The organism is Nocardioides dokdonensis FR1436, from assembly GCF_001653335.1.
Lineage (GTDB): Bacteria > Actinomycetota > Actinomycetes > Propionibacteriales > Nocardioidaceae > Nocardioides > Nocardioides dokdonensis.
In genome coordinates, this window is record NZ_CP015079.1 from 1,100,142 (window position 1) to 1,120,964 (window position 20,823).

The following is a 20,823-nucleotide window of genomic DNA, read 5'->3' on the forward strand; positions in this document are numbered from 1 at the left end:
GGGCTCACCCTCCGCGCGCGGAGTCCTCGAAGACCGCCCGCAGCCGCTCCGCCTTGAGCAGCGCCTCGGCCCACTCGTCGTCGACCTCCGAGAGCACGGTGACCCCGCCCCCGGTGCCCAGCGCCCACCGGCCCCCGCCGGTGGTGCCCAGGGCCCGGATCACCACCCCCAGGTCGGCCCGCCCGTCGGCGCTCACCCACCCGAACGCCCCGGCGTACGCGCCTCGCGGCGTGGCCTCGACCGCGTCGACGACCTCCATGGTGCGGCGCTTGGGCGCGCCGGTCATCGACCCCGCCGGGAAGAGCGCGCGCAGCGCCCCGACCGTGGTGACGTCGTCGCGCAGCCGTCCGCGCACGACGCTGACGAGCTGGTGGACGCTGGTGTAGGACTCGACCTCCATCAGCGTCGGCACCTCGACCGACCCCGGCTCGCACACGCCCGCGACGTCGTTGCGCAGCAGGTCGACGACCATCAGGTTCTCGGCGCGCTGCTTGGGGTCCTCGGCCAGCTCGCGGCGCCGCTGGGCGTCCTGCTCGGGGTCGGTGCCGCGGGGCACCGTGCCCTTGATCGGCTTCGTCTCCAGCACCCGGTCGGCCCCCACGAGCGCGTAGCGCTCCGGACTGCTGCTCAGCAGCCAGCCGCGCGCCCCTGGCACGTCGTGCTGCAGGAAGCCGGCGTACGGCGCCGGGTTGAGCGCGCGCAGCCGCAGGTAGGCCGCGACCGGGTCCAGGGTCGAGACGATCTCCCCGCGCAGCGTCAGGTTCACCTCGTAGGTGTCCCCCGCGTGCAGGCGCTCCTGGACCTCCTCGAACGCCGCTCGGTAGGCGTCGGGGGCACCTGCGGTTTCCCCGGGTACCCGGGGATTCCGTAGGCGTTGGGGTGTTGCAACACCCGAACGCATCCAGTTTCCCCGGGTACCCGGGGAAACCGTCGGCGCGTCCGGTGGCTCCGGGTGCTCGAAGAACCGCACGTGCCGCGGCCGCATCCACACCGCGTCCGGCAGGTCGACCGAGGCGCGGGCGGGGAGGTCGGGGCGGCAGGCGTAGCCGAGGTAGCCGAACCACTGGTCGCTCGGCGCACCGGCGGCGAGCTCGGCCTCGAGCACCGCGAACACGTCGTCACCGACCACCTCGGCGCGGCCACCGGCGTGCCGGGTGACCTCCCGGCGGCCGGCGTCGTAGCTCAGCGACACGTCGTCGTCCTCGAGCCAGCCGAGGATCGAGCGGCGACCCGACCACTCGCGCGCCCCGCCGCCGTCCAGCCAGAAGCACCGCTCGTACGCCGCCGCCGTCCGCTCGAACAGCGCCACCGGGTCATCCATGCTCGCTCCGCAGGAACGAGGCGACCAGCGCGGCGCCGTGGCGCGAGAGCACCGACTCGGGGTGGAACTGCACGCCCTCGAGCGGCAGGTCGCGGTGCCGCACCCCCATCACCACCGGAGCCTCCGCCGCGTCGCCCCTGCGCTGGCCGGCGCAGGTGGCGCTCACCTCGAGGCAGTCGGGCACCTCGAGCGCGGCCAGCGAGTGGTAGCGCACCACGTCGAAGTCCTGCGGCAGCCCGGCGAAGACGCCCCGACCGTCGTGGCGCAGCTGCGAGACGGTGCCGTGGGCGGGCCGGATCCGCCCGACCCGGCCGCCGTACACGCTGACCAGGCCCTGCATGCCCAGGCAGACGCCGAGGACCGGGCGGGTGGCGCGGCGCAGCACCTCGACGCCGACGGCGAAGTCCTGCGGTTGCGCCGGGTGGCCGGGGCCGGGCGAGAGCAGCACGTGGCTGTGCCGCAGCACGTCGTCGGGGTCGGTCTCGTCGTGCTGGACCACCCGGGGCAGCCGCCCGGTCACCTCGGCCACGAGGTGCACCAGGTTCTGGGTGTAGGAGTCGTGGTGGTCGACCACCACCACGTCAGGGACGCTCACGCCGGGCCGCGTTGGTGCGACCGGGCCCTCAAATGCGACAAGCCCGATGAAGCTGGGGGGCAGTCTTCATCGGGCTTCGACGCGCAGGGCGTGTCGAGAAGGAACACTACCTCCCTCGGCGCCCGGGACATCGTCCGTTCGGTCATTTCGAGGGGACGAGGAGATCACGCACGAGGGTGTGCAGCACGTCGTAGCCGTTCTGGGTCAGGATCGACTCGGCGTGGAACTGGATCCCGCGGAAGTGCGGTCCGCGCAGCGCGTGCACGTCGCCGGTCTCCGGGTCGGTGTCGACCTCGACCCCCGCCGGCAGCCTCCTGTCGGCGCCGACCCGGGCCACGAAGGTGTTGTAGAAGCCGACCCGCTCGGTGCGACCGTCCAGGCGCACCGGCGACTGGGTGCCCTGGAAGACGATGTCCTTGTACACCAGGTCCAGCCCCAGCTGGTGGCACAGCGCCTGGTGGCCCAGGCACACCGCCAGGAACGGCTGCTCCTGCTCCAGCAGCTCGGCGACCGCGGCCCGCAGGTGCTGCATCTTCGGGTCGGTGCCGTCGCGCGGGTCGCCGGGGCCGGGCCCCACCACGACCAGGTCGTGGCCGTCGAGGCAGCCGGGCACGTAGTCCTCGTGGCGCACCACGGTGCTGCTCAGGCCGATCACGCCGAGCACGTGGCGCAGCATGTTCACGAAGTCGTCCTCGCCGTCGAGGATGACCACGCTGCGCCCGGCCAGCCGCGGGTCCGGGTCCTCGTCGGCCTGGTCGGTGAGCCAGAACGACGACAGCCGCCGGTTGCGGGCGTTCAGGGCGATCAGCACGTCCTCGTCGGCGGCGAGCTCGGCCACGGGCACGCTGGGCGCGGGCGCGGGCGGCACCAGGCCGAACGCGCTGAGGATGCCGCCAGCCTTGGCGTGGGTCTCGGCCACCTCGTACGCCGCGTCGGAGTCGCGCACCAACGTGGCCCCGGCGGTCACCTTGAGGTTGCCCTCGAGGTCGACGTCGGCGCTGCGGATCACGATCGGGCTGTCCACCACGGGGCCGCCGCGCTCGTCGCGCCCGAGGATCGCCAGCGCGGCGCCGTAGTAGCCGCGCCCCTCGGTCTCGTAGGTCTTGATCAGCCGGCAGGCGTTCTCCACCGGGCTGCCGGTGACGGTGGCGGCGTACATCGTGTCGCGCAGGACCTCGCGGGGGTCCCGGTCGGTGCGACCGGCCAGCAGGTACTCGGTGTGCACGAGGTGGGTCATCGGCTTGAGGAACGGCCCGAGCACCTGGCCGCCCTCGTGGCAGATGTCGCACATCATCTTGAGCTCCTCGTCGACGACCATGAAGAGCTCGTAGATCTCCTTCTCGTCGCGCAGGAAGTCCAGCAGCCGACCCTTGACGTCGCCCTCGCGCGGGATCCGGAAGGTGCCGGAGATCGGGTTCATCCGCACGTCGCCGTCGTGGATGGAGACGTGCCGCTCGGGGCTGGCGCCGATGAGGAACCGGTCGCCGGTGAAGAAGACGTAGGTCCAGTAGGCGCCGCGCTCACGCTCGAGCAGGCGCCGGAAGACGGTGAGCGCGGTCGCGGTGCCCCAGTCGGCGACCTGCGCGCGGTAGTGGCGCCCGATGACGAGGTTGGCACCCTCGCCCTGACCGATCTCGTCGCGGATGATCGCCTCGACGATCTCGGCGTACGCCGCGTCGTCGGTGTCGAAGCCGCCGCGGTCGGTGAACTCGACCCCGGTGTCGTCGATCGCCTCGATCACCTCGGCGACGGAGAACTCCAGCTCGGTCTCGACGTCGACGACCACCAGCGGGGTGCCGTCGTCGTGGGCCTCGAAGCCGCGCTCGGCGACCTGGCGGAAGGGGATCGCGAGCAGCCGGTCGGCGAGGTGGCCGTCGGCCGGCGGGCCCTCCTCCAGCGGCACGTCGAGCAGCGACTCCACGACGCTGCGTCGCCCCCCGACCAGGCCCACGGTGTCCTTGTCGCCCGCCCGGGTGGAGCGCCGGATGATCGCCCACGCCTCGTGCCCCTGGATCGCCTCGATCGCGGCGCGGGCATCCGGCGTGGCCTCAGTCATGCGGGCAGCCTAGTGGGGCCGGGCGGGCCCGGCCGGCGCGGCTCAGGAGACGGTCGTGAGCAGCTGCGTGGCGCGGGTGAGCACGACGTACAGCGTGGCCCGACCGGTCTGCGACTCGTCCTCGATCTCCTGGGGTCGCACGACCACGATGCCGTCGAACTCCAGGCCCTTGGTCTCCAGGCCGGTGAGCACGACGACGCGGTCCTCACCCGAGGCCTGGACCGTGGAGTCGACCGCGGCGCGGGCACCGGCGGCGTCCTCACCCAGCTCGGGCCACGAGGCCAGCCACTTGTTCACCTCAGAGCGACGCGCGGCGGGCACCACGACACCGACGGTGCCGCCCACCCGGCCGGCGAGGTCCACCACGGCCTCGCGGACCGCGGCCTCCAGGTCCGCGACGTCCTCGACGACCTGCGGCTCCTCGCCGGTCGAGCGCACCGCGGTGGGCAGGTCGGCGTCGAGCCCGACCCGCTGGGCGTACGCCGCGGCGAAGTCGTAGATCTCGGAGGAGTTGCGGTAGTTCGTCGAGAGGTGGAACTCGTGCAGCGCCTTGCCCTCGGTGGCCTCGGCGCGCGCGGCGGCGGCCTCCTCGGGCACCGGCCACGACGACTGGGCGGGGTCCCCGACGATCGTCCACGAGGCGGTGCGCCCGCGGCGACCGATCATCCGCCACTGCATCGGCGTCAGGTCCTGGGCCTCGTCGATGAGCACGTGCGCGAACGGGTCGTCGTCGATCTTGTGGGTCGGCGGCGCCCAGGCCCGCCCGGACGGGGCGTACTCCCGGTCCGCGGCCGTCATCAGCTCGGCCATGTCGTGGCCCCCCTCGAGCAGCGAGGTGTCGGAGAGGGACGCCTCGTCGTCGCTGCGGTCGGGCACGTCGCCGAGCGCGTAGCGCAGCTCGTCGAGCAGCGGGACGTCCTGGACCGTGAGGTCCCGGCCGACGGGCTGCTCGGGCATCGCGGTCCAGGAGGCGCTCAGCACCCGCTGCTCCTCCGCGGAGAGCACGTCCTCGCTGATCCGGGCGAGCAGCTCGGGGTCGCGCAGCCACGCGAGCACCGTCGGCGCCGCCAGCGGCGGCCACCAGGCCGTGATGAAGTCGAGGAACCGCTGGTCGCCCAGCAGGTCCTCGTCGAAGGAGGACCGGCCACGCTCGCGACCACGCTCGCCGCGCACCTGGCGCCACAGCGCGTCGAGCAGCGCGCCCGGGACCCGGGGCAGCTGCCGGTTGCGCGGGCCCTGCGACATCAGCTGGCGCCGGATCCGGCCCAGGCTGCCGCGGTCGAGCTGCAGCACGTCGTCGCGGTAGAAGAGGCGGAACTCCGTCGGGCTGCCGGGCGCCTGCTGGCGCGCCAGCCGACGCATCACCTCCGCCATCCGGGCGGCACCCTTGATGTCGGCGACCGCGGGCTCGTCCTGCCGGGCTGCGCGCACCCCGTCGACGACCTCGCCGAGCGAGCGCAGGGCCACGGCGGTCTCGCCGAGGCTGGGCAGCACCCGCTCGATGTAGCGCATGAAGACCCCGCTGGGGCCCACGATCAGCACGCCACCGGTCTCGTAGCGACGCCGGTCGGTGTAGAGCAGGTACGCCGCACGGTGCAGCGCCACGACGGTCTTGCCGACGCCGGGGCCACCGGAGATCGCGGTGACGCCGCGGCTCGGCGCCCGGATCGCCTGGTCCTGCTCGGCCTGGATGGTGGCCACGATCGAGTGCATGGTGCGGTCCCGGGCCCGGGAGAGCTGCGCCATCAGCGCACCCTCGCCGATGATCGGCAGGTCGGCCCCGGTCTCCTCGAGCGCCTCCGCGTCGAGCAGCTCGTCCTCGACGCCGACCACGCTGGCGCCGTCGGAGCGCAGCACCCGGCGCCGGATCACACGCTGCGGCGTGGCCGCGGTGGCCTGGTAGAACACGGCCGCGGCGGGCGCCCGCCAGTCGATGAGCAACGACTCGCGCTCGGCGTCACGCAGCCCGATGCGACCGATGTAGCGGGGCTCGGGATCGAGGTCGGGGTGCAGGTCGAGGCGTCCGAAGACCAGGCCCTCGTGCGCGGCGTCGAGCTGGGCGATGCGGCGAGCGGCCTGGAAGACCATCGCGTCGCGCTCGACGAGACCACCCTCGTGACCGAGCCGGCCCCGTTCGTGACCTTCCTTGGCCAGTGCCTGCGCGTTGCCGGCCGCGACGGCCAGCTGGGCGTAGACCTTGTCGACGTACGCCTGTTCGCGCGCGGTCTCCTGCGCTGCGAGATCGTCGCTCAACGCGTGCTCTCCTCGACGTGCTCCTCGTGCCGGCCTGCTGGCCGGTGACCGGGGCCATCGGGCCGCGGCAAGGAGGCGACTTTACCGGTCCCGCCGCGGCAGCCACGAAACGCCGTCTCCCCCGCTCACCCGACGGGTCGGTAGAGCAGGATGGTGCCGTCGAAGGAGCCGCCCCGGTCGTCGTAAAGCGAGAGCTCGTAGTCGTCCCCGCGGAGCAGCTGGCCGGAGAGGCTGCTGCCGCCCCTGCCGGCTCCGATCAGGGTGTTGGTCAGCCCGAGCGTCCCGGCCCGACCAGCCTCGACCCGCATCCCGACGATGCCGCCGCGGGCGTTGAAGCCGACCAGGCGCGGCTCGTCCTCCGTGCTCACCCGATGGGTCACCGGCCGGCCGTCACGGACGGCGGGCAGCGTCTCGTCGAGCCTCCACAGCCGCCCGTCGTGCTCGACCACCACGTCCACCGACAGCCCGGAGCGCTGCACCGTCTCCGGCTCGCCGTAGGCGCCGACGCCGAGCACGGCGGCCGGGTCCTCGACCGGGTCGCCCTCGGCGCCCCGGGTCAGACGGGCCCGGACCGTGTGCGTCCCGGGTTCGAGCGGGTCGGCCATGGAGCCCCAGCTCCCGGAGGCGTCCTCGACGCCCTCGTCGCCGCACGCCCCGCGCGACCATCCGGGCTGGTCGTCGATGTCGAACTGCACCCACACACCCTTGGTCGGGCTGGCACAGGTGGTCGCGAAGCGCACGACGGTGGGCCGGTCGAGCTCGAAGCTCATCTCCAGCTCGCTCGCGCCGGGCTCGGCGAATGCGCCGGCGATCAGCGGGTTGCCGGCCACCTCGTCGCGGAAGTGGGTCGTCCCGTTCGGGGCGACCACACCGGTCGGCCCCTCGTCGGCCCGCTCGTAGACCGCCAGCCCCACCTCCGCGTCGGGCGCGACCCCCTCGAGGACCACCCGCAAGCGCGCGGCCTCGGCCCCGACCGGCACCGGGCTCTCGAGGGAGCCGGCGCCGACCGCGCGGGCGACCCCGCTGTCGTAGAGCTCCAGCGTGGCCGCCCCCTCACCCAGGCCGGACGCGGCCAACGACACCGCCCTCGGACCGTCCGAGCGCGGCAGCCGGACCGTGGCGACGCGCTCGTCGGTGTCGAGGTCGATCCCCTCGACGTACTCGTAGCCGCGGCCCAGGATCGTCACCGTCGCCGGCACCTCCTGGTCGGCGAGCGTGCGGGGCGCACCCGCCGGCTCCGGGCCGGTCTGCCGGTCCCCCAGCACCTGGACCCCGATCCCGACCCCGGCGAGCGCCACCACCGCGGCGAGCGCACCCGCCGTCGTGCGCCGCCGGCGACGCAGCCCGCGGACCCGTTCGTGCACCGCGACCACGCGGGGCGTGGCGCCGGGGTCCTGCACCCCGTGGGCGTGGTCCTCCAGGGTGCTGCGCAGGTCGTCGACGGTGCTCATGAGTGGTCCTCGGTCTCGGTGCGGGTGGTGCCGGAGGGAAGGTCTGCGGGGGCCAGGGACGGGTCGATGCGCAGCTTGGCGAACGCCTTGGACGTCTGGCTCTTGACGGTCCCGACCGAGCAGCCGAGGACGGCGGCGGTCTGGGCCTCGGTGAGGTCCTCGAAGTAGCGCAGCACCACGACCGCGCGCTGGCGTCGCGGCAGCCGCTCCATCGCGGTCCACAGGTCGTGGCGCTGGCCGACCCCCTCGGTCGGGTCGGCCGTCCCCGTCCCGGCCCGCGGCTCGGGCAGCTCCTCGGTGGCGTGCTCGCCGTTCCACCGCCGGCGCCACCAGGTGGCGTAGGTGGTGACCAGGATGCGGCGCACGTAGGCCTCGTGCTGGTCGATGCGCTCCCAGGCGAACCAGGCCTTGGCCAAGGAGGCCTGCAGCAGGTCCTCGGCCAGGGCGTGGTCGTGGGTGAGGAGGTAGGCCGTGCGCAGCAGGGCCGCGGAGCGGGCGAGCACGAACTCGTCGAAGTCGACGTGCGCCGGGGCGCCGCCGTCGGGCCGCTGCCGTGCCACGGCGCCTCCTGGGAGGGACGCGCCCGAGCGGGTCCCGATGGTGGTGGTCATGTACTGGTCGACCACCTGACGATCACGGAAGGTTGCCCGACGACGGCTACATTCTGCCCCGTGACCGACCCGCTCCCGCCCCAGGCCGCTGCGCCCCGCACCCGCAGCCCGTGGCCCGTGGCGATCGTGGTCGTCCTGGTGATCGCCCTGATCAGCGCCGCCGCCGGCACCGGCAGCACGGTGCCCGACGGCGCCGTCGCCCCGGTGTCCGCGCCCGGCGACCAGCGGCCCAACATCGTGCTGTTCTCCAGCGACGACCAGCGCCTCGACGAGATGGTCTTCCTGCCGAAGGTGCGCGCGCTGCTCGGCGAGCACGGCCTCACGATGTCCGAGGCGATCACCCCGCACCCGCTGTGCTGCCCCGCGCGCGCCGAGATCCTCACCGGGCAGATGGCGCAGAACAACGGGGTGCGCACCAACTTCCCGCCCCAGGGCGGCTACGCGGCCTTCGACCCCTCCTCGACCATCGGCACCGACCTCTCGCAGGCCGGCTACAACACCGCCTTCCTCGGCAAGCCGTTGAACGGCTACGACAAGAGCGACGGCCGCGACCCGGGCTGGACGATCTTCAACGCGACCAGCCACGGCTACGCCGACTACTACGACTTCACCCAGTTCGAGCAGGACCGCAAGGTCGAGGTCGAGGGCTACTACACCGACTACCTCGCCGACAAGGCCGTGGAGTACGCCGGCGACCTGAGCGACATGGACGCCCCGTTCTTCATGTGGGTCAGCCACTTCGCGCCGCACCCGAGCAAGGGCCGCTCGGGCTGCCACGACGCCAGCTGCAAGAACGGCCCGCCGCAGCTCTCCCCGGCCTACCAGGCCCAGGAGCGGCTGCTGGGTCGCCTCCCGCAGCAGGACGAGGCCGACCGGCTGGCCGGCGAGATCATCGCCTCGCCGGGCTACCAGGAGCGTGACCGCTCCGACAAGCCCCGCCTGGTGCGCCGCCAGCACGGCACCTCCGACGGCAAGGTCCGCCGTCTGGTCCGCGCCCGGGCCGGCGCCCTGGCCTCCCTCGACGACGCCTTCGCCCGCCTGGCCGCCCAGCTGCGCGCCGACGGCGAGCTGGCCAACACCTACGTGGTCTTCATCACCGACAACGGTTACACGCTCGGCGAGCACAGCTGGTTCGGCAAGACGCTGCCCTACGAGCAGAACCTGCGGATGCCGATGCTCGTCAGCGGCCCGGGGGTCGCGCCCGGCACCACCAGCGACAGCCCGGTCAGCATCGTCGACCTGGCGGCGACCTTCCTCGACGTGGCCGGGGCGCGCAGCGAGCGCCGCCTCGACGGCGTCTCGATGCTGCCGCTGTGGACCGGTCGCTCCGACCGCGAGCTGCACCCCGGCGGGATGCTCATCCAGGGTGGCCCCTTCAAGCCCGAGACCGGCCCGCGGGGCTGGCTGTACCGGGGGGTGCGCACCGACCGCTACACCTACGCCCGCCACGACGGCGGGTTCGTCGAGCTCTACGACCGCCAGCGCGACCCGCACGAGGTCGCCTCGGTGGCCGGGAAGCCGGCGTACGCCGCGGTGCAGCGCGAGCTGGCGCGCCGCGCGTCCGTGCTCGGGCGCTGCTCGGGCCCCCGCTCCTGCAACCGCGACTTCGGCCCGCTCCCCCGGGTCCGCTGACCTGGCGTGCCCTCCCTCGCCCCGCCGCGGCTGCCGCGGCCGCTGGTCGCGGCCTTCGTGGCCTACGTCGTGCTGCTCTCCGTGGCCGCCGTCGTGCAGCTGCGGGCGGAGCCCGTCGCGCCCCGGTCACAGGACCGGCCCAACATCGTGCTGGTCACCACCGACGACCAGCGCCTCGACGAGATGCAGTTCCTCCCGAACGCGCAGCGACTGCTCGGCGAGGCGGGCCTGACCTTCGAGAACGCGCTCACCCCGCACCCGCTGTGCTGCCCCGCGCGGGCCGAGCTGATGACCGGCCAGCTGGCCCAGAACAACGGCGTGCGCGGCAACTTCCCCCCGCAGGGGGGTTACGACGCCTTCGACAACCAGCAGCACATCGGCGTCTGGCTCCAGGAGGCCGGCTACAGCACGGCGTTCCTGGGCAAGATGCTCAACGGCTACAGCAAGAACGACGGCCGCGACCCGGGCTGGGACATCTTCGACGCCACCAGCCACGGCTTCGCCGACTACTACGACTTCGTCCAGTACGACGAGGACGGCCCCGTCCAGGTCGAGGGCTACTACACCGACTACGTCGGCGAGAAGGCCGTCGAGTACGTCGACCGGCTGGCCGGATCCGACGACCCGTTCTTCCTGTGGGTCAGCCACTTCGCCCCGCACCCCGCCCGGGAGCGGGACACGTGCAAGAGCGAGACGTGCGGCCTGGTGCCGCCGCGACCCTCCCCCGCCCAGCGCGAGGAGCAGCGGCGTACCGGCGAGCTGCCGCACCAGGCCGAGGCCGACGCACTGGCCCGCTCGATCATCGACTCGCCGTCGTTCAACGAGGCGGACGTGTCGGACAAGCAGGCCCTCGTCCGGCGCCAGGGCAGCTTCTCGGAGGGCAAGGTGGTGCGCAGCGCCCGCGGTCGCGCCGCCGCGCTGGACGCCCTCGACCAGACGCTCGAGCCGCTGGTCGAGCAGCTGCGTGCCGAGGGCGAGCTCGACAACACCTACATCGTCCTGGTCACCGACAACGGCTTCCAGATGGGCGAGCACCGCTGGTTCGGCAAGATCCTCCCCTACGAGGAGAGCGTGCGGACCCCGCTGCTGGTGCGCGGACCCGGGATCGGTCCCGGCACCACCACGGACGCCACCGCCACGATTGTCGACCTGGTGCCGACCTTCCTCGACATCGCCGGCGCCGAGGCCGGGGTGGAGGTCGACGGCCGGTCGCTGCTGGACCTGTGGCGCGGGGAGGAGACCGAGGACCTGCACCCGGGCGGCGTGCTGGTGCAGGGCGGGCCGTTCCGGCCCGAGACCCCCGACACCGGCTGGCTCTACCGCGGCATCCGCACCGACCGCTACACCTGGGTGCGCTTCCACGACGGCTTCGTCGAGATGTACGACCGCGACCGCGACCCGCACCAGGTCGAGTCGGTCACCGGCCGTCCGCGGTACGCCGCCGTCGAGGCCGAGCTGGAGCGCCGCGCCGAGGTCCTCGCCGCCTGTGCCGGCGCCGAGGCCTGCAACCAGGACTTCGGGCCGCTGCCCGAGCCCTGACGGGAGCGCTGGAGCCGGTCGTCGATGGACGAGCGGTCACTTCTGCACCATCGACCGGTCAGTCCTGCACCACCGACCGGTCAGTTGACGTACGCCCGAGGATCTTCTCGATCCACGACGACCCCCGGCCCCACGGACACGGTACGAAGCTCGCGCGGGGACCGCTGCTCTGCCCGTTCCCCCGCGTCTTGCGGGACCTCGTCAGCGCTTGGGCCGCGACAGGAACGCCGTCATCGCGGCCTTGGCCTCGTCGGACCCGAAGAGGCGGGCCGAGAGCGCGGCGAGGTCGTCGCCGAGGTCGTCGACGCGGGCCAGCAGCTCGCGGTTGAGCAGCGCCTTGGTCTCGCGCAGGCCCTGCGGTGAGCCGGTCGCCAGGCTGGCGCAGACGGCGGCGACGGCCGCGTCCAGGTCGTCGGCGGGCACCACGCTGGTGACCAGGCCGGACTCGAGCGCCTCGGCGGCGGTGAATACCTCCCCGCCCAGGGCGGTCAGCGCGGCGGCGCGGCTGGTCATCCGGGGCAGCACGGTCAGGGAGATCGCGGCAGGGGCCAGCCCGAGCTTGACCTCGGTGAGCGCGAAGGTCGCCTCGCCGGCGCTGACGACGACGTCGGAGGCGGCGACCAGGCCGATCCCGCCCGCCCGCACCGGGCCCTGGAGCCGGGTCACGACCGGCTTGGGGTGGGCGAGCACGACCCGCTGGAGGTCCACGATGGCGCGTGCCCCCTCTTCCATCGACCCGCCCGAGGCCTCGGACAGGTCGGCGCCGGAGCAGAAGACCTTGCCCGTGGCAGCGAGCACCACCACCCGGGCGTCGTCGTCCTCGGCGGCGCGGGCCAGGGCGGCGCCCAGCTCCTCGAGGAGCCGGCGCGAGAGCGCGTTGCGGTTGTGCGGGGAGTCCAGGGTGATCGTGGCGACCGCGTCGGCCGCCGCGTAGTGGACCAGCACATCGGACGTCGACGCCGCCTCGGGCGGGGTGTGGTGGGACATGCGCCACATCCTGCCTGGTCCGGATGGGACATCCGCGGGGGCCCAGGGCTCCGAACTACCCCCATGACCACTGATACGCCTGACCCCGGCAACGCCGGCACGCGCACGCACGGGGTGGTCTCGGCGTTGCTGTGGGCCTCCCTCGGCGTCGTCTCGACCCTCCTCGGCATGGCCGCGGCCCACCTCGTCGCCGCGCTGCTGGTGCCGTCGTCCTCGCCGGTCCTCGCCGTCGGCTCGCAGGTCATCGACCTGACCCCCACCCCGATGAAGGAGTGGGCGATCCGCCAGTTCGGCACCGCCGACAAGCTCATCCTGGTCGGCTCGGTGATCCTGGTCGTGCTGGCCCTCGCCGGGGTCGCCGGCGTGCTGGCACGCCGCCGCCTCGCCTACGGCGCCGGGCTGCTGGTCGCGCTGGTCCTCCTGGCCGCGGTCGCCGCCGTCAACCAGGGCGGCGTCACCGACCTCCTGCCCAGCCTCGTGGCCGCCGTCGTCGGCGTCGCGTCGCTGTGGTGGCTGCACGGCAAGGCCTCTGCGACCCGGGCCGGCGCGGACGCGGCTCCGGCCTCGAGCACGTCGGGTGCCACCCCGAGCCGCCGCGGCGTCCTGATCGCCGCCGGCGCGCTGGCGGCCGCCGCCGCGGTCCTCGGAGGTGCAGGCCGGTTCATCACCACCCTGCGCACCGGCAACGTCGACATCGCGCTGCCCGCCCCGGCCGACCCGGCGGGCGCCTTCCCCGAGGGCCTGGAGGGGAAGTTCAAGGACATCACCCCGCTGCGCGTCTCCAACGCGGACTTCTACCGCGTCGACACCCGCCTGGACACCCCCGTCATCGACCAGGACACCTGGACGCTGACCATCGACGGCGACGTGGAGAAGGAGATCGAGCTGACCTTCGACGACCTGCTCGCCATGGACCTGATCGAGCGCGACATCACGATGACCTGCGTCTCCAACAGCGTCGGCGGCGAGTTCGTCGGCAGCGCCCGCTGGCTCGGCGTCCGCCTGACCGACCTCCTCGACATGGCCGGGGTGGGCGACAAGGCCGACCAGATCTACACCACCGACTTCGACGGGATGACCATCAGCACCCCGCTCGACCTGGCCACCGACGGCCGCGACGCGATGATCGCGATCGGCATGAACGGCGAGGCGCTCCCCCGCGCCCACGGCTTCCCGGCCCGGATGATCGTCCCCGGCCTCTACGGGTTCATCAGCGCGACCAAGTGGATCACCCGCATCACCCTGACGACGTACGCCGACAAGTCGGCCTACTGGACCGACCGCGACTGGGCCACCGACGCCCCGATCAAGGTCTCCACCCGGATCGACACCCCCGCCTCGCTCGCCCAGCTCTCCACCGGCGAGAACGTCATCGGCGGCGTGGCCTGGGCCCAGCAGCTCGGCGGCGTCGACCAGGTGCAGGTGCGCATCGACGGCGGCGCCTGGAAGGACGCCGAGATGGGCCCGAGCGTCAACAACGACTACTGGCGCCAGTGGTTCTACCGCTGGGACGCCAGCGAGGGCCAGCACACCGTGGCCGCCCGCGCCATCAGCGGCGACGGCACCACCCAGACGCCCGCGCGCGCCCTGCCGTTCCCCGAGGGCGCCAGCGGGATCCAGGAGCTGCGCGTCACCGTCGGGTGACCCAGGACACAGCATCCGACCAATCCGGTCACCCAGCAGCACCGAACAACAGTTGTTAAGCCACCTACGGAAGGCACACCCCATGAAGAACACCAAGATCATCCGCACCGGCGCCCTTGCTGCCACCGCCCTCACCCTGACCCTGGGCCTCGCGGCCTGTGGCGACGACGCCGACGAGACCAGCGCCGACACCAGCGCTGACACCAGCTCGGAAACGACGGACTCGGGCGACGACGCCGCCGCCGAGGCCTCGGCCAGCGACCAGGTCTTCGGCCCGGCCTGCAGCGCCGTCCCGACCGACGGCAAGGGCTCGTTCGACGGCATGGTCAACGACCCGGTCGCCACCGCCGCCAGCAACAACCCGCTGCTCGGCACCCTGGTCACCGCGGTGACCGAGGCCGGCCTTGTCGACACCCTGAACGGCGCCGAGGCGCTGACCGTCTTCGCCCCCACCGACGACGCGTTCGGTGCGATCCCGGAGAAGGACCTCAACGCCGTCCTCGCCGACAAGGAGACGCTGACCGCGATCCTGACCCACCACGTCATCGGCGAGCAGCTCGACCCCGACGCCATCGTGGGCGAGCAGGACACGCTCAACAACGACACCGTCACCGTCGAGGGCGACGTGGACGGCATGACCGTCCAGAACGGCGAGACCCCGGCCAACGTGCTGTGCGGCAACGTGCCCACCGCCAACGCCACGGTCTACGTCATCGACGCAGTCCTGATGCCCTGATCTTTCGCACCTGAGCAACAACGCGCGAAGATCAGCACGTGACTGAGCCTAAGCCGACCGTCGCCGGGGTCCCCCGCACACAGGGGACCTCGGCAGGCGGAGCCGCGCCACCCGACCTCGCAGAGCTCCTCCGATCCTCCGCCAAGGGGGACCAGCAGGCGTTCGCGCAGCTCTACGACGCGGTCTCCGCTCGGGCCTACGGCCTGGTGCTCCGGGTCGTGCGCGACCCGGCCCAGAGCGAGGAGGTCCTCCAGGAGGCCATGCTCGACGTGTGGCGCCAGTCGGCCAGGTTCGACGCCGACCGGGGCAGCCCGATGTCCTGGTTGCTCACGATCGTGCACCGCAAGGCCGTCGACCGGGTCCGCTCGGCCGAGGCGTCCACGCGGCGCGACACCACGTACCACCGCCAGAACCAGCCGGTCGAGCACGACTCGACCGCCGAAGCCGCACACGCCTCCATGGAGGCCCGCCGGGTCCGCGACGCACTGAAGAGCCTCACCAGTGTCCAGCGCGAGGCCCTCGAGCTGGCCTACTTCGGGGGATACACGCACACCGAGGTCGCCAGCATGCTGGGCCTACCGGTGGGCACCGCCAAGACACGAATACGCGACGGGATCATCCGGTTGCGAGACACGATGGGAGTAGGCCAGTGAACGACGTACACGCGCTCTCCGGAGCCTACGCCGTCGACGCGCTCGACGACCTCGAGCGGATCCGGTTCGAACGGCACCTCGCCGAGTGCGACGAGTGCCGCTACGAGGTCGACTCGCTGCGCGAGGCCACCGGCCTGCTCACCGAGGTCGCGCCGGTCACCCCGCCGCCCGCCCTGCGCGACCGGCTCCTGGCCGACATCGCCACCGTGCGCCCCCTGCCTCCGTTGAGGCAGGAGGTCGCCCCCCGCCGGACCCGGCGCTTCCCGGTCCTGGTCGCCGCCGCGGCTGCCGTGGTGGCCCTGCTCGGCGTCGGCGGCGTCGTCGCCGTCACCCAGCCCTGGGAGGACGGCACCTCGAACCTCGAGGCCGGTCCGGGGCTCACCACCCCCAAGGCGGTCACCGACGTCCTTCAGGCCCAGGACGCCCGCAGCGTCACCCGCACGTTCGAGGACGGCGCCAAGGCGACCATCACCCGCTCCAAGTCGCTGCGCCAGGCCGTCATCGTCACCGAGGGGATGGCCGACCCGGGCGACGGGCTGGTCTACGAGCTGTGGTTCCAGCGCGACGGCCGGATGAAGGCAGCCGGCTTCATGCCCGACGGGCCCGACAACGTCGTGCTGCTCTCCGGGGACGCCGCGACCGCCGAGGCGGTCGGCATCACCGTCGAGCCCGAGGGCGGCTCCGCCACCCCCAACTTCGAGTCGGCCATCGTCATCGACTTCGACCAGGCCTGACATGAGCTCCTCCCACCGCGCAGCACCTCGACGGGTCGCGGTCGTCGGCTCCGGCGTGGCCGGGCTGACGGCGGCGTACGTCGCCTCCCGCACGGCGCACGTCACGCTCTACGAGGCCGACGACCGCCTCGGCGGGCACGCCGACACCCACCGGGTGAGCGAGACCCGGCCGGACGGCTCGACCCACGAGCTGGGGATCGACACCGGCTTCATCGTGCACAACCGGCGCACCTACCCGGTGCTGCTGCGGCTCTTCGCCGAGCTGGGGGTGCCCACGCAGCAGTCGGAGATGTCGATGTCGATCCGCGACGACGACTCCGACCTCGAGTGGGCCGGCGCGCTGGGGCGACAGGGTGTGCTGCCGACCCGCGGCCACCTCACCCGCCCGGCGTACCTGCGGATGCTCACGGAGATCCCGCGCTTCCACCGCCAGGCCAAGGCCGTGCTCGGCACCGGTACCGACAGCGGCAGCACCGGCAACGACGGGGACGACCGCACGTTGCGGGAGTTCCTGGTCGCCGGCGGCTTCAGCGACTACTTCGTGCGCCACTTCATGGAGCCGATGGTCGCCGCCGTGTGGTCCTGCGACCCCGAGGTCTCCCTGGAGTACCCTGCCCGCTACCTCTTCAGCTTCCTCGAGCACCACGGCATGCTCAGCATCTTCGGCTCCCCGACCTGGCGCACCGTGACCGGCGGCTCGCACACCTACGTGCAGCGCGTGGGCAGCGTGCTGCAGGAGGTCCGCCTCGGCACCAAGGTGACCTCGGTCCTCGAGACGCCCGGTGGCGTCGAGGTGACCGACGGCAACGGCGCGGTCGCGTCGTACGACGCCGTGGTGCTCGCGACGCACCCCTCGCAGGCCCTGGCGCTGCTGGCCGAGCCGACGCCGCTGCACCACGAGCTGCTCGGCGCGATGCCCTACTCGCCCAACACCGCGCTGCTGCACACCGACACCTCGGTGCTGCCGCGGCTGGAGAACACCTGGGCGTCGTGGAACTTCCTGCGCCCCAGCGAGGCGCAGGAGCGCCCCGACGGGGTGAGCGGGGTGGTCGTCACCTACGACCTGACCCGGCTGCAGCGCCTCGACACCGAGACCCACTACCTGGTCACCCTCGGCGGCGAGCACCTCGTCGACCCGGCCACCGTGATCGACCGGATGGAGTACGAGCACCCGCTCTACACCCCGGCCTCGGTCGCCGCCCAGGCGCGCCTCGGCGAGCTCGACAGCGACCGGGTCGCCTTCGCCGGCGCCTACCACGGCTGGGGCTTCCACGAGGACGGCGCCCGCTCCGGGCTCCGGGCCGTGGAGCACCTCGGCCTCGCCTGGCCCGAGCAGCGCACCGCCGCCGACGTGCCGGCCGGGGTCATCTACGAGACGACCATCCGCCACCAGCGCCGGACCCCGATGAAGCGGGCGTTCACGCACCGCTCGCACACCTGGCTCGTCGACCTCGACGACCTGCCCGACCACAAGTCGACGTCCTGGCTGCGGGGCTCCTTCGAGGCCCGCGACCACCTCGGCTCCCCCGATCGCAGCATCCGCGCCAACGTCGAGCACTTCCTCGCCCTCCAGGGCGTCACCCTGAGCGCCGACAGCCGGGTGCTGATGGCCGCCCAGCCGCGCGCCTTCGGCTACTGCTTCAACCCGATCTCGGTCTTCTGGGCGCTGGCGCGCGACGGCGGCGTCGAGGCCTGCGTGGTCGAGGTGCACAACACCTACGGCGACCGGCACGCCTACCTCGTCCACCCCGACGAGCAGGGCCGCGCGCGCACCGGCAAGGCGATGTACGTCTCCCCGTTCCACGGCACCGACGGCCACTACGAGCTGGTCGTCCCGGTGCCCGGCGAGCGACTCGACGTCGCCGTCACCCTGCACTCCGACGGCGACGCACGGTTCAGCGCCGCCCTCACGGGGTACCGGAGCGACACGAGCCCGTTCCGGGCTGCCCCCGCCTCTCTCCGGGGCTCGCTGCTCATCCGCACGCACGGCGTGTGGCTGTGGCTGCGACGCCTGCCCATCCGACAGCGACCCGCGCACCACCAGGAAGGCGTCTCGCGATGACCATGACCCCGTCCCGTCCCACCAGCCCGCCGCAGGCGGACCGGTGGCCCGGCCTCGACGTCGTCCCCAGCGGCCCCCGTGCCCGCGTCTCGGCCCAGATCGCGCAGCGCCTCTTCGTCGCCGCGGTCGACCGCCTCGACGTCACCGTGCACCTCGACCTGCCCGAGGGCCGCCGCACCATCGGCCGCGGCGGACCGGAGATGACGGTGCACCGCCCCGAGGAGCTGTGGGCCCGCGTCGGGCGGCACCAGCTCATCGGCTTCGGCGAGGCCTACCTGACCGGCGCGTGGGACGCCCCCGACCTGGGCGGCTTCCTGACCGTCCTGGCCGCGGAGATGCAGCACCTCGTGCCGCAGAACCTGCAGAAGCTGCGCACGATCGTCGCGAAGCGCCCGCCGAGCCACCAGCGCTCGAGCAAGCAGAACAGCCAGTCCAACATCGCGCACCACTACGACCTGTCCAACGACCTGTTCGAGCTCTTCCTCGACCCGACGATGAGCTACTCCTCCGCGCTCTTCCCCGGCTCCCCGGCCGACGCGCGCGCCGAGGACCTCGAGCCCGCCCAGGCCCACAAGATCGAGCGACTGCTCGACCGGGCGAAGGTCGGCGCGGGCTCGCGGGTCCTGGAGATCGGCTCCGGCTGGGGCGAGCTGGCGATCCGCGCCGCCCGCCGCGGCGCCACGGTGCGCACCATCACGCTCTCGGTCGAGCAGCAGCACCTCGCCGAGGCGCGCATCGAGGCGGCCGGGTTCAGCCACCTGGTCGACGTGGAGATCTGCGACTACCGCGACGTCACCGGCGAGTTCGACGCCGTCGTCTCGGTCGAGATGATCGAGGCCGTCGGCCACGACTACTGGGGCGAGTACTTCCGCACCATCGACTCCGTGCTCGCCCCCGGCGGGATCGTCGCGATCCAGGCGATCACGATGCCGCACGACCGGATGGTGGCCACGCGCAACACCTACACCTGGATCCACAAGTACATCTTCCCCGGCGGCCTCCTGCCGTCGGTGTCGGTGATCGAGCAGATCACCCACGAGCAGACCTCGCTGCGGCTGGTGGAGCGCCAGGCCTTCGGCCAGCACTACGCCGCGACCCTGCGGCTGTGGGACGACGCCTTCCTCGGCGCGCCCGAGCAGGTCGCCGCCCTCGGCTTCGACGAGACGTTCGTGCGGATGTGGCACTTCTACCTCGAGTACTCCCGCGCCGGCTTCGCGTCCGGCTACATCGACGTCAACCAGTTGGTGTTGGCTCGGCCGGACCACGCGTGAGCGGGGTCGCGCAGCGGCTGACCTCGGCGCTCGAGCCGTTCCTGCGCGGCCCGCTGCCGGTCCGCCTGGTCTGCTGGGACGGCTCCGTCGCCGGTCCCGCCGACGGGTCGGTGCCGACCGTCGAGCTGCGCTCGCCGGACGCCGTACGCCGGCTCCTGTGGCACCCGGGCGAGCTCGGAGCGGCGCAGGCCTACGTCACCGGTGAGCTCGACGTGCCCGAGGTCGACGGCTGGGACCTGGACCGGGCGCTGACGCACGTGTTCGCCGTCGCCCGGCACCGCGGCCTGTCCGGCGCCCGCCCCCGTCCGCAGGCCCTCCTCGACGCGGTGCGCACCGTCGCCGGCCTCGGTCTGCTCGGTCGCCCGCCCCGCAACCCCGCCTCGCAGGCCCGGGTCCGGGGTCGGCTGCACTCCCCGGGACGCGACCGCTCGGCGATCTCGTTCCACTACGACCTGTCCAACGAGTTCTACGAGGTGATCCTCGAGCCGCAGATGGCCTACTCGTGCGGCTACCACGCCACCCCGGACACCTCCCTCGAGGACGCCCAGCGCGCCAAGCTCGACCTCGTGTGCCGCAAGCTCGGCCTCGAGCCGGGCATGCGGATGCTCGACGTCGGGTGCGGCTGGGGCTCGCTCTCGCTGCACGCCGCGGAGCACTTCGGGGCGCACGTCACCGGTGTGACGATCGCCGCGGAGCAGAAGAAGTTCATCGACGCCCGGATCGCCGAGCGGGGCCTGGGCGACCGGGTGGAGATCCGGTTGCAGGACTACCGCGCCGCCGTGCCGGCCCCGGGACGCGAGTACGACGCGATCGGGTCGCTGGAGATGGGCGAGCACGTCGGAGAGGGCAACTACCCGACGTACGCGAAGGTGCTCCACGACGCGGTCCGCCCCGGTGGGCGGGTGCTCGTGCAGCAGATGTCGCGCTCGGGGCGGTGGCCCGGTGGTGGCCCCTTCATCCAGAGCTTCATCGCCCCCGACATGCACATGCGTCCCGTCGGGGAGACCGTCGGGCTGCTCGAGGCCGGTGGCCTCGAGGTGCGCGACGTGCACGCGCTGCGCGAGCACTACGTGGCCACGGTGGACGGCTGGCTCGAGCGCTTCGAGGCCAACGTCGACCGGCTCACCAAGCTGGTCGGCGAGGAGGTCGTGCGCGTCTGGCGGCTCTACCTCGTGGGCGGCTCGATGGCGTTCCGCGACGGCCGGATGGGCGTCGACCAGATCCTGCTGGTCCGTCCGGGAGGAGCCCACGCGCTCCCGCCTGTACGACACTGGTGAC

At 73.0% G+C, this 20,823-nt stretch carries 16 protein-coding genes; 9 read left to right on the forward strand and 7 right to left on the reverse strand.

Annotated features, from left to right (window positions below; all coding sequences use genetic code 11):
• Window positions 1-4 precede the first annotated feature (4 nt).
• From I601_RS05290 to I601_RS05315, 6 genes are all read right to left on the reverse strand, one after another.
• On the reverse strand, window positions 5-1,321 hold the full coding sequence (locus I601_RS05290; RefSeq protein ID WP_068107149.1) for an anthranilate synthase component I family protein: 1,317 nt from the start codon (window positions 1,319-1,321) through the stop codon (window positions 5-7).
• Window positions 1,314-1,916, reverse strand: coding sequence for an anthranilate synthase component II (locus I601_RS05295; protein WP_068107150.1), 603 nt, complete (start codon window positions 1,914-1,916; stop codon window positions 1,314-1,316). The genes I601_RS05290 and I601_RS05295 overlap by 8 nt, the downstream gene beginning before the upstream one ends.
• A 142-nt stretch (window positions 1,917-2,058) precedes the next feature.
• Window positions 2,059-3,972, reverse strand: a complete 1,914-nt coding sequence (locus I601_RS05300) for an anthranilate synthase family protein (protein ID WP_068107152.1) — start codon at window positions 3,970-3,972, stop codon at window positions 2,059-2,061.
• A gap of 42 nt (window positions 3,973-4,014) precedes the next feature.
• Window positions 4,015-6,225, reverse strand: coding sequence for a HelD family protein (locus tag I601_RS05305; RefSeq protein WP_068107154.1), 2,211 nt, complete (start codon window positions 6,223-6,225; stop codon window positions 4,015-4,017).
• 125 nt (window positions 6,226-6,350) lie between these two features.
• Window positions 6,351-7,676: a hypothetical protein gene (locus I601_RS05310; RefSeq protein WP_068107155.1), complete on the reverse strand. Its 1,326-nt coding sequence runs from the start codon at window positions 7,674-7,676 to the stop codon at window positions 6,351-6,353.
• Entirely contained in the window at window positions 7,673-8,236 is a 564-nt protein-coding gene (locus tag I601_RS05315; RefSeq protein WP_068114416.1) for a SigE family RNA polymerase sigma factor, read from the reverse strand. Before I601_RS05315 ends, I601_RS05310 begins: the two co-directional genes overlap by 4 nt.
• Before the next feature lie 111 nt (window positions 8,237-8,347).
• Between I601_RS05315 and I601_RS05320 the strand changes: the two genes are divergently transcribed.
• On the forward strand, window positions 8,348-9,919 hold the full coding sequence (locus I601_RS05320) for a sulfatase family protein (protein WP_068107158.1): 1,572 nt from the start codon (window positions 8,348-8,350) through the stop codon (window positions 9,917-9,919).
• Window positions 9,920-9,925: 6 nt separating this feature from the next.
• On the forward strand, window positions 9,926-11,458 hold the full coding sequence (locus tag I601_RS05325; RefSeq protein WP_068107160.1) for a sulfatase family protein: 1,533 nt from the start codon (window positions 9,926-9,928) through the stop codon (window positions 11,456-11,458).
• A 201-nt stretch (window positions 11,459-11,659) separates the two neighbouring features.
• On the opposite strand, the gene I601_RS05330 is transcribed toward I601_RS05325, so the two are convergent.
• Window positions 11,660-12,445 carry an enoyl-CoA hydratase family protein gene (locus tag I601_RS05330; protein WP_157519897.1) on the reverse strand — a complete coding sequence of 262 codons (786 nt, stop codon included), beginning with the start codon at window positions 12,443-12,445 and terminating at the stop codon, window positions 11,660-11,662.
• 63 nt (window positions 12,446-12,508) lie between these two features.
• Here I601_RS05330 and I601_RS05335 point away from each other — a divergent pair, with 63 nt between their 5' ends.
• The 7 genes from I601_RS05335 (at window position 12,509) to I601_RS05365 (ending at window position 20,822) form a co-directional block, all read left to right on the forward strand.
• On the forward strand, window positions 12,509-14,089 hold the full coding sequence (locus I601_RS05335; RefSeq protein ID WP_084527179.1) for a molybdopterin-dependent oxidoreductase: 1,581 nt from the start codon (window positions 12,509-12,511) through the stop codon (window positions 14,087-14,089).
• 82 nt (window positions 14,090-14,171) lie between these two features.
• Window positions 14,172-14,825 (forward strand): fasciclin domain-containing protein, encoded by a 654-nt coding sequence (locus I601_RS05340; protein ID WP_068107164.1) that lies wholly within the window; start codon window positions 14,172-14,174, stop codon window positions 14,823-14,825.
• Window positions 14,826-14,863: 38 nt separating this feature from the next.
• Window positions 14,864-15,478 carry an ECF RNA polymerase sigma factor SigK gene (sigK, locus tag I601_RS05345; protein WP_068107166.1) on the forward strand — a complete coding sequence of 205 codons (615 nt, stop codon included), beginning with the start codon at window positions 14,864-14,866 and terminating at the stop codon, window positions 15,476-15,478.
• Entirely contained in the window at window positions 15,475-16,212 is a 738-nt protein-coding gene (locus I601_RS05350; protein ID WP_068107167.1) for an anti-sigma factor, read from the forward strand. The genes sigK and I601_RS05350 overlap by 4 nt, the downstream gene beginning before the upstream one ends.
• A gap of 1 nt (window position 16,213) precedes the next feature.
• On the forward strand, window positions 16,214-18,274 hold the full coding sequence (locus I601_RS05355) for an FAD-dependent oxidoreductase (protein ID WP_068107169.1): 2,061 nt from the start codon (window positions 16,214-16,216) through the stop codon (window positions 18,272-18,274).
• Window positions 18,271-19,545: an SAM-dependent methyltransferase gene (locus I601_RS05360; protein WP_068107171.1), complete on the forward strand. Its 1,275-nt coding sequence runs from the start codon at window positions 18,271-18,273 to the stop codon at window positions 19,543-19,545. Before I601_RS05355 ends, I601_RS05360 begins: the two co-directional genes overlap by 4 nt.
• Window positions 19,542-20,822: an SAM-dependent methyltransferase gene (locus I601_RS05365; protein WP_068107173.1), complete on the forward strand. Its 1,281-nt coding sequence runs from the start codon at window positions 19,542-19,544 to the stop codon at window positions 20,820-20,822. The genes I601_RS05360 and I601_RS05365 overlap by 4 nt, the downstream gene beginning before the upstream one ends.
• Window position 20,823 lies beyond the last annotated feature (1 nt).